This window comes from Escherichia sp. HH41S, assembly GCF_009820115.1.
Lineage (GTDB): Bacteria > Pseudomonadota > Gammaproteobacteria > Enterobacterales > Enterobacteriaceae > Escherichia > Escherichia coli_F.
On the sequence record NZ_VNXE01000105.1, the window covers coordinates 23,214 to 36,680 of the forward strand.

The following is a 13,467-nucleotide window of genomic DNA, read 5'->3' on the forward strand; positions in this document are numbered from 1 at the left end:
GGAGTCAGATTCAGGGTTATTCGTTAGTGGCAGGGTAACGAAGCGTGGGGCACAGGAGATACATCTCCAGTAAGATGGCGACGTAATCGCGAGCTTCTTTTTTAAGATCAAAAGATTGCGGGGCAAAGAGCCAGTTTTCCATCAGGCCGGAAATATAGCCACGCATAATAATTGCTGCGCGACGTGTCATTAAATCCGCAGGCAACATTTTTGCTTCAATACAATGTTTTAACGTTTGTTCTATACGGTCATAACTTTCCAGACAGAGATTACGTTGTGCCTGTTGCACAACAGCCATTTCTCCGACAAATTCGCATTTGTGGAATATAATCTCCATCAATAATCGACGCCGTTCTTCTGTCACCGTGGATTCAAGAACATGAATTAATATCTCTCTTAATACTGAGAGTGGATCGCCAGGGAATTTTGCCTGATACTCAAGCTCTAGTTCACCAATATTGGATTCTGACAGTTCCCAGATCTCACTGAACAAATCCGACTTGTCTTTAAAATGCCAGTAGATTGCACCGCGCGTAACGCCAGCTGCTTTTGCAATCTCGCCCAGCGAGGTGGATGATACCCCCTGCTGTGAGAAAAGACGTAGAGCCACATCGAGGATGTGTTGGCGCGTTTCTTGCGCTTCTTGTTTGGTTTTTCGTGCCATATGTTCGTGAATTTACAGGCGTTAGATTTACATACATTTGTGAATGTATGTACCATAGCACGACGATAATATAAACGCAGCAATGGGTTTATTAACTTTTGACCATTGACCAATTTGAAATCGGACACTCGAGGTTTACATATGAACAAAAACAGAGGGTTTACGCCTCTGGCGGTCGTTCTGATGCTCTCAGGCAGCTTAGCCCTAACAGGATGTGACGACAAACAGGCCCAACAAGGTGGCCAGCAGATGCCCGCCGTTGGCGTAGTTACAGTCAAAACTGAACCTCTGCAGATCACAACCGAGCTTCCGGGTCGCACCAGTGCCTACCGGATCGCAGAAGTTCGTCCTCAAGTTAGCGGGATTATCCTGAAGCGTAATTTCAAAGAAGGTAGCGACATCGAAGCAGGTGTCTCTCTCTATCAGATTGATCCTGCGACCTATCAGGCCACATACGACAGTGCGAAAGGCGATTTAGCGAAAGCCCAGGCTGCAGCCAATATCGCGCAATTGACGGTGAATCGTTATCAGAAACTGCTGGGTACGCAGTACATCAGTAAGCAAGAGTACGATCAGGCTCTGGCTGATGCGCAACAGGCGAATGCCGCGGTAACTGCGGCGAAAGCTGCCGTTGAAACTGCGCGTATCAATCTGGCTTACACCAAAGTCACCTCTCCAATTAGCGGCCGCATTGGTAAGTCAAACGTGACGGAAGGTGCCCTGGTGCAAAACGGTCAGGCGACTGCGCTGGCAACCGTGCAGCAACTTGATCCGATCTACGTTGATGTGACTCAGTCCAGCAACGACTTCCTGCGCCTGAAACAGGAACTGGCAAATGGCACGCTGAAACAAGAGAACGGCAAAGCCAAAGTGTCGCTGATCACCAGTGACGGCATTAAGTTCCCACAGGACGGTACGCTGGAGTTCTCTGACGTTACTGTCGATCAGACCACCGGGTCTATCACCCTACGCGCTATCTTCCCGAACCCGGATCACACTCTGCTGCCGGGTATGTTCGTGCGCGCACGTCTGGAAGAAGGGCTGAATCCAAACGCCATTTTAGTCCCGCAACAGGGTGTAACCCGTACGCCGCGTGGCGATGCTACCGTACTGGTGGTTGGCGCGGATGACAAAGTGGAAACCCGTCCGATCGTTGCAAGCCAGGCTATTGGCGATAAGTGGCTGGTGACAGAAGGTCTGAAAGCAGGCGATCGCGTAGTAATAAGTGGGCTGCAGAAAGTGCGTCCTGGTGTCCAGGTAAAAGCACAAGAAGTTACCGCTGATAATAACCAGCAAGCCGCAAGCGGTACTCAGCCTGAACAGTCCAAGTCTTAACTTAAACAGGAGCCGTTAAGACATGCCTAATTTCTTTATCGATCGCCCGATTTTTGCGTGGGTGATCGCCATCATCATCATGTTGGCAGGGGGGCTGGCGATCCTCAAACTGCCGGTGGCGCAATATCCTACGATTGCTCCGCCGGCAGTAACGATCTCCGCCTCCTACCCCGGCGCTGATGCGAAAACAGTGCAGGACACGGTGACACAGGTTATCGAACAGAATATGAATGGTATCGATAACCTGATGTACATGTCCTCTAACAGTGACTCCACGGGTACCGTGCAGATCACCCTGACCTTTGAGTCTGGTACTGATGCGGATATCGCGCAGGTTCAGGTGCAGAACAAACTGCAGCTGGCAATGCCGTTGCTGCCGCAAGAAGTACAGCAGCAAGGGGTGAGCGTTGAGAAATCGTCCAGTAGCTTCCTGATGGTTGTCGGCGTTATCAACACCGATGGCACCATGACGCAGGAGGATATCTCCGACTACGTGGCGGCGAATATGAAAGACGCCATCAGCCGTACGTCGGGCGTGGGTGACGTTCAGCTGTTCGGTTCTCAGTACGCGATGCGTATCTGGATGAACCCTAATGAACTGAACAAATACCAGCTAACGCCGGTTGATGTCATTACCGCCATCAAAGCGCAGAACGCCCAGGTTGCGGCGGGTCAGCTCGGTGGTACGCCGCCGGTGAAAGGCCAACAGCTTAACGCCTCTATTATTGCTCAGACGCGTCTGACTTCTACTGAAGAGTTCGGCAAAATCCTGCTGAAAGTGAATCAGGATGGTTCCCGCGTGCTGCTGCGTGATGTGGCGAAAATTGAGCTGGGTGGTGAGAACTACGACATCATCGCAGAGTTTAACGGCCAACCGGCTTCCGGTCTGGGGATCAAGCTGGCAACCGGCGCGAACGCGCTGGATACCGCTGCGGCAATCCGTGCTGAACTGGCGAAGATGGAACCGTTCTTCCCGTCGGGTCTGAAAATTGTTTACCCGTACGACACCACACCGTTCGTGAAAATCTCTATTCACGAAGTGGTTAAAACGCTGGTCGAAGCGATCATCCTCGTGTTCCTGGTTATGTATCTGTTCTTGCAGAACTTCCGCGCGACGTTGATTCCGACCATTGCCGTACCGGTGGTATTGCTGGGGACCTTTGCCGTCCTTGCCGCCTTTGGCTTCTCGATAAACACGCTAACAATGTTCGGGATGGTGCTCGCCATCGGCCTGTTGGTGGATGACGCCATCGTTGTGGTAGAAAACGTTGAGCGTGTGATGGCGGAAGAAGGTTTGCCGCCAAAAGAAGCCACCCGTAAGTCGATGGGGCAGATTCAGGGCGCTCTGGTCGGTATCGCGATGGTACTGTCGGCGGTATTCGTACCGATGGCCTTCTTTGGCGGTTCTACTGGTGCTATCTATCGTCAGTTCTCTATTACCATTGTTTCAGCAATGGCGCTGTCGGTACTGGTGGCGTTGATTCTGACTCCGGCTCTTTGTGCCACCATGCTGAAACCTATTGCCAAAGGCGATCACGGAGAAGGTAAAAAAGGCTTCTTCGGCTGGTTTAACCGCATGTTCGAGAAGAGCACGCACCACTACACCGACAGCGTAGGCGGTATTCTGCGCAGTACGGGGCGTTACCTGGTGCTGTATCTAATCATCGTGGTCGGCATGGCCTATCTGTTTGTGCGTCTGCCAAGCTCCTTCTTGCCAGATGAGGACCAGGGCGTATTTATGACCATGGTTCAGCTGCCAGCAGGTGCAACGCAGGAACGTACGCAGAAAGTGCTCAATGAGGTAACGCATTACTATCTGACCAAAGAAAAGAACAACGTTGAGTCGGTGTTCGCCGTTAACGGCTTCGGCTTTGCGGGACGTGGTCAGAATACCGGTATTGCGTTCGTTTCCTTGAAGGACTGGGCCGATCGTCCGGGCGAAGAAAACAAAGTTGAAGCGATTACCATGCGTGCAACACGCGCTTTCTCGCAAATCAAAGATGCGATGGTTTTCGCCTTTAACCTGCCCGCAATCGTGGAACTGGGTACTGCAACCGGCTTTGACTTTGAGCTGATTGACCAGGCTGGCCTTGGTCACGAAAAACTGACTCAGGCGCGTAACCAGCTGCTTGCAGAAGCAGCGAAGCACCCTGATATGTTGACCAGCGTACGTCCAAACGGTCTGGAAGATACCCCGCAGTTTAAGATTGATATCGACCAGGAAAAAGCGCAGGCGCTGGGTGTTTCTATCAACGACATTAACACCACTCTGGGCGCTGCATGGGGCGGTAGCTATGTGAACGACTTTATCGACCGCGGTCGTGTGAAGAAAGTTTACGTCATGTCAGAAGCGAAATACCGTATGCTGCCGGATGATATCGGCGACTGGTATGTTCGTGCTGCTGATGGTCAGATGGTACCGTTCTCGGCGTTCTCCTCTTCTCGTTGGGAGTACGGTTCGCCGCGTCTGGAACGTTACAACGGCCTGCCGTCTATGGAAATCTTAGGCCAGGCGGCACCGGGTAAAAGTACCGGTGAAGCAATGGAGCTGATGGAACAACTGGCGAGTAAACTGCCTACCGGTGTTGGCTATGACTGGACGGGGATGTCCTATCAGGAACGTCTCTCCGGCAACCAGGCACCTTCACTGTACGCGATTTCGTTGATTGTCGTGTTCCTGTGTCTGGCGGCGCTGTACGAGAGCTGGTCGATTCCGTTCTCCGTTATGCTGGTCGTTCCGCTGGGGGTTATCGGTGCCTTGCTGGCAGCCACCTTCCGTGGCCTGACCAATGACGTGTACTTCCAGGTAGGCCTGCTCACAACCATTGGGTTGTCGGCGAAGAACGCGATACTTATCGTCGAATTCGCCAAAGACTTGATGGATAAAGAAGGTAAAGGTCTGATTGAAGCGACGCTTGATGCGGTGCGGATGCGTTTACGTCCGATCCTGATGACCTCGCTGGCGTTTATCCTCGGCGTTATGCCGCTGGTTATCAGTACTGGTGCTGGTTCCGGCGCGCAGAACGCAGTAGGTACCGGTGTAATGGGCGGGATGGTGACCGCAACGGTACTGGCAATCTTCTTCGTTCCGGTATTCTTTGTGGTGGTTCGCCGCCGCTTTAGCCGCAAGAATGAAGATATCGAGCACAGCCATACTGTCGATCATCATTGATACAACGTGTAATCACTAAGGCCGCGCAAGCGGCCTTTTTTAGATGCATAACCTACGAGTTGAATGGGGAACTGAACAATCAACTCAGAATCTCATATGAAAACCAGTATTAACTTCGCATAAAATTCATAAAAAATACTGATTGTTAGTTAATTTATATTAAGCAGGGCTAATAGATTTAATAATCCATAATCATTTAGAGGCTTTTCTTAATTATTTGCGGTAATTCTTTATTCATTCATCGGTTATTACGACATATTCAGAGCATTCCTGGTATTAGTGTGACCAATTTCATCTGGCGATAATCCTGAAATGTTATGAACAGTTCGAGCAAACTGCTTTTACCTGCAGCGGGTTGGTGCTAGTATGAAAAAGTGAGTCCTATCCCGCTTCCTTCCTATTTGTAATTTTTCGTAATAATGCGATGAAAACCTGCAAAGAGTGGCTTATAGTTAAGCTAACAAACGAGAGGGCAAGTCCAGGTCAGTAAGTTTTTTCCATCCCGAAAGGTGTCCGTTAGTTCAACCGCTAAGAAGGGGACGCGTTATGGATGAATACTCACCCAAAAGACATGATATCGCACAGCTTAAGTTTCTCTGTGAAACCCTGTATCATGATTGCCTTGCAAACCTTGAAGAAAGCAACCATGGCTGGGTTAACGACCCAACCTCGGCGATCAACCTCCAGTTGAATGAACTGATTGAGCATATTGCGACCTTCGCACTTAATTACAAAATTAAGTATAATGAAGACAATAAGCTCATTGAGCAGATCGACGAATATCTGGATGACACCTTTATGTTGTTCAGTAGTTATGGTATTAATATGCAGGATCTTCAGAAATGGCGGAAGTCAGGTAATCGACTATTCCGTTGTTTTGTCAATGCGACGAAAGAGAATCCTGCGAGTTTATCTTGTTAGAATTATTACAACCATGGGTAGAAGTATGTCCGAAAAACCTTTAACGAAAACCGATTATTTAATGCGTTTGCGTCGTTGCCAGACAATTGACACGCTGGAGCGTGTTATCGAGAAAAATAAATACGAATTATCAGATAATGAACTGGCGGTATTTTACTCAGCCGCAGATCACCGCCTCGCCGAATTGACTATGAATAAACTGTACGACAAGATCCCTTCCTCAGTATGGAAATTTATTCGCTAATAAATAATTGGCTTTCGGAGCTATAACAAGCTGTTTATTAAGAATTTTATACTTTATCGCCATGAAGGCGCACCCTATGTGATCTTCATCACACAGACGTAATGGGAACGTTCTCTTCACTGACTTTTCGCCTTACTGTGTTGCCGCATTTTCAGCAACCGGAGGTCAGTAATGAGCACAGAAAAAGAAAAGATGATTGCTGGTGAGTTGTATCGCTCGGCAGATGAGACGTTATCTCGCGATCGCCTGCGCGCTCGTCAGCTTATTCACCGATACAATCATTCCCTGGCGGAAGAGGAAACATTACGCCAGCAAATTCTCGCTGATTTATTCGGTCAGGTGACAGAGGCTTATATTGAGCCAACGTTTCGCTGTGACTATGGCTATAACATTTTTCTCGGCAATAATTTTTTCGCCAACTTCGATTGCGTGATGCTTGATGTCTGCCCTATTCGCATCGGTGATAACTGTATGTTAGCGCCAGGTGTTCATATCTACACGGCAACACATCCCATCGACCCTGTAGCACGTAATAGCGGTGTTGAACTGGGGAAACCCGTCACCATCGGTAATAACGTCTGGATTGGCGGACGCGCAGTCATTAACCCTGGTGTGACCATTGGTGATAACGTCGTGGTAGCCTCAGGTGCAGTTGTCACAAAAGATGTCCCGGACAATGTTGTCGTGGGCGGTAATCCAGCCAGAATCATTAAAAAATTGTAACCTGTTTTTCGCAACTGTTATGCAAAATCGTGGCAAATCTGTTACTTTCCCTCTACTATTCCCACGTTAAAATAGGGTGTTCCCTGGAAAGTTGCAGATACCACGAAGGCAAACGATGACCGAAATACAACGCCTGCTGACCGAAACGATTGAGTCTCTGAATACCCGCGAAAAACGCGACAACAAACCCCGCTTTAGTATCAGTTTTATCCGTAAACATCCGGGGCTGTTTATCGGTATGTACGTTGCTTTTTTTGCCACCCTGGCGGTGATGTTGCAGTCCGAAACGCTGTCAGGCTCTGTCTGGCTACTGGTTGTATTATTTATCCTGCTTAATGGTTTCTTCTTTTTCGATGTCTACCCACGCTACCGCTATGAAGATATCGACGTGCTTGATTTCCGCGTTTGCTATAACGGCGAATGGTACAACACGCGCTTTGTACCTGCCGCGCTGGTTGAAGCCATCTTGAACTCTCCGCGTGTCGCGGATGTTCATAAAGAACAACTGCAAAAAATGATCGTCCGTAAAGGTGAACTGTCTTTTTACGATATTTTTACCCTCGCTCGCGCCGAATCAACATCTTAAGTTAGGGTTACATACCAGGCGTAAAGCTCTACGCCTGGTCAAATGACAACGATCGTTTCCACCCATCGCTTCATGAAATACCAGCTCTACCTCCTTATCTCCTGCCTGCCTTTTTCCACAATCAGATATACTTTCCCTACACTATGTTAATAAGGATATGCTGGTGAGAACACGACATCTGGTCAGCCTGATTTCGGGAGTACTGATTCTTTCAGTATTACTGCCTGTCGGCTTAAGCATCTGGCTGGCCCATCAGCAAGTACAAACATCTTTTATTGAAGAGCTGAATACTTATTCCTCCCGCGTCGCTATTCGGGCCAATAAGGTGGCGATACAAGGGAAAGATGCTCTGCAGGAGCTGGAAAGGTGGCAAGGTGCGGCCTGTAGCGCAGCCCATCTCATGAAAATGCGTCGGGTATCTTACAGTTATCGCTATATTCAGGAAGTGGTCTATATCGATAACAACGTTCCCCAGTGTTCGTCTCTGGAGCATGAAAGCCCACCCGATGCCTTCCCCGAGCCAGGTAAAATTTCGAAAGATGGTTATCGGGTCTGGTTAACATCGCATAACGATTTAGGCATTATCCGTTACATGGTCGCCATAGGAACGGCACATTATGTCGTCATGATCGACCCCGCTTCCTTTATTGATGTCATTCCCTATAGCTCATGGCAAATTGATGCCGCCATTATTGGCAATGCCCATAATGTTGTCATAACCAGCAGCGATGAAATTGCTCAGGGAATTATTACCAGGCTACAAAAAACACCCGGTGAGCATATCGAAAATAATGGAATTATTTACGATATCCAGCCCTTCCCGGAGATGAATATTTCGATCATCACCTGGGCTTCAACGAAAATGTTGCAGAAAGGCTGGCATCGGCAAGTCTTTATTTGGTTACCGCTCGGGTTGGTGATTGGCCTGCTGGCAGCGATGTTTGTGCTGCGTATTTTGCGCCGTATCCAGTCACCGCATCATCGGCTGCAGGATGCTATCGAAAATCGTGATATTTGCGTGCACTATCAGCCGATTGTCTCCTTAGCCAATGGCAAAATTGTCGGTGCTGAGGCACTGGCGCGCTGGCCGCAGACAGACGGTAGTTGGTTGTCACCAGATAGTTTTATTCCGCTGGCACAGCAAACGGGGCTTTCTGAGCCGTTGACGCTACTGATTATAAAAAGTGTCTTTGAAGATATGGGCGACTGGCTGCGTCAGCATCCGCAGCAGCATATTTCGATCAATCTTGAATCCACCGTGCTCACCTCGGAAAAAATCCCGCAATTGCTGCGTGAAATGATCAATCACTATCAGGTTAATCCCAGACAGATCGCGCTTGAACTCACTGAACGCGAGTTTGCCGATCCGAAAACCAGCGCCCCGATAATTTCTCGCTACCGGGAGGCGGGCCATGAAATTTATCTCGATGATTTTGGTACGGGGTATTCAAGTTTAAGCTATTTACAGGATCTGGATGTCGACATTCTGAAGATCGATAAATCTTTCGTTGATGCGCTGGAATATAAAAATGTCACGCCACATATCATCGAAATGGCAAAAACACTGAAACTGAAAATGGTAGCGGAGGGAATCGAAACCAGTAAACAAGAAGAGTGGCTACGCCAGCATGGCGTGCACTACGGCCAGGGCTGGCTCTACAGCAAGGCATTACCGAAAGAGGATTTCTTACGCTGGGCCGAGCAACATTTGTGAATTTTTGGGCTGACGGCACGCCGCACAGCCCGTCACGCTACCTATTCGTCGATGATTGACTCGAATCCGCCATAGATCATTCGCTTGCCATCAAACGGCATGGACTCGCCGAACTCCTTCATCCGTGGGTCCGACATCATCTTTTGATTAGCAGCGTCGCGGACCTCTTTTGAAGGGTATTCAATCCAGCTAAAGACAACCTCTTCATTCTCTTCCGCTTTCACCGCCATACGAAAATCGGTCACTTTGCCATCCGGTACATCGCTGGCCCAGCATTCGACAATACGAAGCGCGCCAAACTCTTTAAACAATGGCGCGGCCTTAGCGGCCATTTCCCGATAGGCATCCTTTTTATCGGCAGGAACGGCAACCACAAAACCATCAACATACTTCATCAGACATACCTCCGAAGCGTACTGCGCAGCCAGACAATTCTTGCGACGTCAGTTGTGGTTAAAGTTTAGCCATGTTGGGATTTTTTGACGAAACGGGGGGAGGCAGAAATGGGTGGGGGCCCTGCCAGCTACATCCCGGCACACGCGTCATCTGCCTTGGCTGCTTCCTTCCGGACCTGACCTGGTAAACAGAGTAGCGTTGCGGGAGAACCAACAGAGCCCCCATTGAGAGCGTTGAGAACCAACGCGCAGGCGCATTATCACTGCTGCCCCGGCTAATTGCAACCCATTGCGTGCCAGATGCTGGTTTCTTGCGCAATGCGGCTTCACTCGGGCGTTTTTCCAGATTATGCTGAAAAATTACCTCAGGAAGAAAAGATGGAAAAAGAAGATTCATTTCCCCAACGCGTCTGGCAAATCGTAGCCGCTATTCCCGAAGGCTATGTCACCACTTACGGTGATGTCGCGAAACTGGCGGGATCGCCCCGCGCCGCGCGCCAGGTAGGTGGTGTGTTAAAGCGTCTCCCGGAAGGCAGCACCTTGCCCTGGCACCGGGTGGTTAATCGCCACGGCACCATTTCGCTAACCGGACCGGATTTACAGCGTCAGCGACAGGCATTACTGGCAGAAGGTGTGATGGTGTCAGGAAGAGGGCAAATCGACTTGCAGCGTTATCGCTGGAACTACTAACCCTCTCCGGGCGGAGAGGGTTAACTTCGCTTAATATTGCGTAGGAGCCGGAACTGCCGAAGACGGATTCACCTGGGTTGGTGAAGTTGATGGTACGGTAGTCGTTGCGCCACCGCTGGCCTGAACCGGCACGGCGGTTTGCTGCACCGGCACCAATGTCAGGTCAGCTTTAGTTCCGCCCTGGTTGATCACCGGCTGAACGGTATCGGTAATAAATACCAGTTTGTCATTCACGGTAATCGCCGCACTCAACAGAATACGCGCGTTCGGCTGAACATCTGCCGGGTTAAATGGCAGAACAAAGCTGAATGGTGACTGTTTGCCTTCGGTACGCACCGCTTTCTGCGCCAGTACTTTTGACGGTGCATCGGCTAACGACGCGTCAGAAAGTGTCACGGTCAGCACGGCATCAGGCGGCAGTGCAACTTTCTGACGGATCCAGACGGTACCGGAAACATTCGGTTGCTGGATAGCTGGTTGCTGTGTTGCTGAAATAGACGTATTTGCAGCCGGTGCTGGCGTCTGAATATCCGCGCTTTTATCTGCGCAAGCCGCCAACGCAATCGCAACCGCTAAACCACTGGCCATGTGCACGAGTTTCATTTACTTCTCCTTATTATCAATGCACCAGCGGGCTAACTTTCCTCGCCGGAAGAGTGGTTAACAAAATAGTAACGTCAACAAGTGTGGCACACATCACGCATTTCTGCCTGTAATTGGCTAGTAATTCAGACTATTGCACCCATCGGACCAGTGGCAAATTTGCGTTATACTCAACTCACTTTGGCTTGCTGCGGCAGCTTTGTTACTGGAGAGTTATATGAGTCAGGCGCTAAAAAATTTACTGACATTGTTAAATCTGGAAAAAATTGAGGAAGGACTCTTTCGCGGCCAGAGTGAAGATTTAGGTTTACGCCAGGTGTTTGGCGGCCAGGTCGTGGGTCAGGCCTTGTATGCTGCAAAAGAGACCGTCCCTGAAGAGCGGCTGGTACATTCGTTTCACAGCTACTTTCTTCGCCCAGGCGACAGTAAGAAGCCGATTATTTATGATGTCGAAACGCTGCGTGACGGTAACAGCTTCAGCGCCCGCCGGGTTGCTGCTATTCAAAACGGTAAACCGATTTTCTATATGACAGCCTCTTTCCAGGCTCCGGAAGCGGGTTTCGAACATCAAAAAACAATGCCGTCCGCGCCAGCGCCTGATGGCCTGCCTTCGGAAACGCAAATCGCCCAATCGCTGGCGCACCTGCTGCCGCCAGTGCTGAAAGATAAATTCATCTGCGATCGTCCGCTGGAAGTCCGTCCGGTGGAGTTTCATAACCCACTGAAAGGACATGTCGCAGAACCACATCGTCAGGTGTGGATCCGCGCAAATGGTAGCGTACCGGATGATCTGCGCGTTCATCAGTATCTGCTCGGTTACGCTTCTGACCTTAATTTCCTGCCGGTAGCTTTACAGCCGCACGGCATCGGTTTTCTCGAACCAGGGATTCAGATAGCAACCATCGACCATTCCATGTGGTTCCATCGCCCGTTTAATTTGAATGAATGGCTGCTGTATAGCGTGGAGAGCACCTCGGCGTCCAGCGCACGCGGCTTTGTGCGCGGTGAGTTTTATACCCAGGACGGCGTGCTGGTTGCCTCGACCGTTCAGGAAGGGGTAATGCGTAATCACAATTAAAAAAATAGCCGGAGGTGAAAACCGTCCGGCTGTTTTTTGCAGTGCTTATTACGCGTTATAGGCATTTTCGCCGTGGCTGTTGACGTCCAACCCTTCTCGCTCCTGTTCTTCCGGTACACGCAGACCAACCGTCAGATCCGCCAGTTTGTAGCCAATAAACGCCACCACACCGGACCAGACAATCGTAATGGCAATGCTTTCCAGCTGTACCAGCAACTGATGGCCCATCGTCACACCTTCAGCGAAGCCTACGCCGCCCAGCGAGCTGGCGGCAAAAATCCCAGTCATGATACAGCCGACAATGCCACAAACACCGTGCACACCGAAGACATCGCAGGGATCATCCACCCGCAGCAAGCGTTTGAGCATGGTCACGCCCCACAAGCCTGCCAGACCAGCTACCACGCCGATAATCAACGCGCCGCCAACACCAATGTAGCCACAGGCTGGCGTCACGCCGACCAGACCGGCAATCGCGCCTGAACACGCTCCCAGCAGTGAAGGCTTACCACGCAGCGCCCATTCACCGAAGATCCAGCCAAGAATTGCCGCCGCCGTTGCGACCACAGTATTCACAAATGCCAGTGCTGCGATTTCATTCGCCGTGCCCACTGACCCGGCGTTAAAGCCAAACCAACCGATATAGAGAATGGCAGTACCGGTAAAGACCATCGGCAGGTTGTGCGGTTTAAACGCCTCTTTGCCGAAGCCCACGCGTTTACCAATCAGATACGCGCCCACCAGACCTGCAATAGAGGCGTTAATGTGCACCACCGTGCCACCCGCAAAATCCAGCGCACCGTGAGAAGCCAGCAAACCGCCGCCCCAGACCATATGCGCAATCGGAATGTAAGAAAGCGTCAGCCACACCACCACGAAAATCAGCACAGCTGAGAAGCGGATCCGTTCCGCCAGCGCCCCGACGATCAAGCCGACGGTAATGCAGGCAAACGATCCCTGAAACGCCACGTGGATATACTGATAAATGCTGCCCATCACCGCCGTCAGTTCGATGTTTTTCAGCATCAACCAGTTAATGTTACCGAAGAAGTTGTTGCCCTCACCAAACGCCAGCGAGTAGCCGTAAACCACCCAGAGAATACAGACCAGTGCAAACGTCACCGTCACCTGCGTCAGCATCGACAGCACGTTTTTGCCGCGAATTAACCCACCGTAAAACAGGGCAATCCCCGGAATAGTCATAAACAGCACCAGCGCAGTACAAATCATCATAAACGCATTGTCAGCTTTATCGGCCACCGCAGGTGCAGCCATTACCAGTCCCGGCAGCATCGCCAGTGAAGCAAGCCCAGTTTTTATCGTCGCTATCTTCATTTTTCGT

The 13,467-nt window shown here is 50.3% G+C and carries 13 protein-coding genes and 1 other RNA gene; 9 read left to right on the top strand and 5 right to left on the bottom strand.

The window, feature by feature from the left end:
- Window positions 1-16: 16 nt before the first annotated feature.
- Window positions 17-664, bottom strand: a complete 648-nt coding sequence (gene acrR, locus FQZ95_RS20290) for a multidrug efflux transporter transcriptional repressor AcrR (protein ID WP_000101739.1) — start codon at window positions 662-664, stop codon at window positions 17-19.
- Between the two features lie 141 nt (window positions 665-805).
- Between acrR and acrA the strand changes: the two genes are divergently transcribed.
- From acrA to pdeB, 7 genes are all read left to right on the top strand, one after another.
- The gene (gene acrA, locus FQZ95_RS20295) at window positions 806-1,999 is read left to right on the top strand and encodes a multidrug efflux RND transporter periplasmic adaptor subunit AcrA (protein ID WP_001353399.1); all 1,194 of its coding nucleotides are present in this window, start codon (window positions 806-808) and stop codon (window positions 1,997-1,999) included.
- Window positions 2,000-2,021: 22 nt separating this feature from the next.
- The gene (gene acrB / locus FQZ95_RS20300) at window positions 2,022-5,171 is read left to right on the top strand and encodes an efflux RND transporter permease AcrB (protein WP_001132492.1); all 3,150 of its coding nucleotides are present in this window, start codon (window positions 2,022-2,024) and stop codon (window positions 5,169-5,171) included.
- Window positions 5,172-5,717: 546 nt separating this feature from the next.
- Complete coding sequence (gene tomB / locus FQZ95_RS20305; RefSeq protein ID WP_000344800.1) at window positions 5,718-6,092, top strand: Hha toxicity modulator TomB; 375 nt, start codon at window positions 5,718-5,720, stop codon at window positions 6,090-6,092.
- 25 nt (window positions 6,093-6,117) lie between these two features.
- Window positions 6,118-6,336, top strand: a complete 219-nt coding sequence (locus FQZ95_RS20310) for an HHA domain-containing protein (RefSeq protein WP_001291435.1) — start codon at window positions 6,118-6,120, stop codon at window positions 6,334-6,336.
- Window positions 6,337-6,507: 171 nt separating this feature from the next.
- A complete protein-coding gene (maa, locus tag FQZ95_RS20315; RefSeq protein ID WP_000102551.1) occupies window positions 6,508-7,059 on the top strand; it encodes a maltose O-acetyltransferase in 552 nt (183 codons plus the stop codon).
- A gap of 115 nt (window positions 7,060-7,174) precedes the next feature.
- Window positions 7,175-7,645 carry a YlaC family protein gene (locus FQZ95_RS20320; protein ID WP_000136192.1) on the top strand — a complete coding sequence of 157 codons (471 nt, stop codon included), beginning with the start codon at window positions 7,175-7,177 and terminating at the stop codon, window positions 7,643-7,645.
- Between the two features lie 163 nt (window positions 7,646-7,808).
- Complete coding sequence (gene pdeB / locus FQZ95_RS20325) at window positions 7,809-9,359, top strand: cyclic-guanylate-specific phosphodiesterase PdeB (protein ID WP_001353400.1); 1,551 nt, start codon at window positions 7,809-7,811, stop codon at window positions 9,357-9,359.
- 41 nt (window positions 9,360-9,400) lie between these two features.
- Here the strand turns inward: pdeB and FQZ95_RS20330 are convergent, their stop codons facing one another.
- A complete protein-coding gene (locus tag FQZ95_RS20330) occupies window positions 9,401-9,754 on the bottom strand; it encodes a DUF1428 domain-containing protein (RefSeq protein WP_000878140.1) in 354 nt (117 codons plus the stop codon).
- 119 nt (window positions 9,755-9,873) lie between these two features.
- Window positions 9,874-9,970: signal recognition particle sRNA small type (gene ffs, locus FQZ95_RS20335), an RNA gene on the bottom strand.
- 162 nt (window positions 9,971-10,132) lie between these two features.
- Here ffs and FQZ95_RS20340 point away from each other — a divergent pair.
- Window positions 10,133-10,444 (top strand): MGMT family protein, encoded by a 312-nt coding sequence (locus tag FQZ95_RS20340; protein WP_000409907.1) that lies wholly within the window; start codon window positions 10,133-10,135, stop codon window positions 10,442-10,444.
- A 30-nt stretch (window positions 10,445-10,474) separates the two neighbouring features.
- Here FQZ95_RS20340 and FQZ95_RS20345 read toward each other — a convergent pair whose 3' ends face one another.
- Window positions 10,475-11,047: a YbaY family lipoprotein gene (locus FQZ95_RS20345; protein WP_000779831.1), complete on the bottom strand. Its 573-nt coding sequence runs from the start codon at window positions 11,045-11,047 to the stop codon at window positions 10,475-10,477.
- A gap of 217 nt (window positions 11,048-11,264) precedes the next feature.
- Between FQZ95_RS20345 and tesB the strand changes: the two genes are divergently transcribed.
- Complete coding sequence (tesB, locus tag FQZ95_RS20350) at window positions 11,265-12,125, top strand: acyl-CoA thioesterase II (RefSeq protein WP_000075876.1); 861 nt, start codon at window positions 11,265-11,267, stop codon at window positions 12,123-12,125.
- A 48-nt stretch (window positions 12,126-12,173) separates the two neighbouring features.
- On the opposite strand, the gene amtB is transcribed toward tesB, so the two are convergent.
- Window positions 12,174-13,460, bottom strand: a complete 1,287-nt coding sequence (gene amtB / locus FQZ95_RS20355) for an ammonium transporter AmtB (RefSeq protein ID WP_160530587.1) — start codon at window positions 13,458-13,460, stop codon at window positions 12,174-12,176.
- Between the last annotated feature and the right edge of the window lie 7 nt (window positions 13,461-13,467).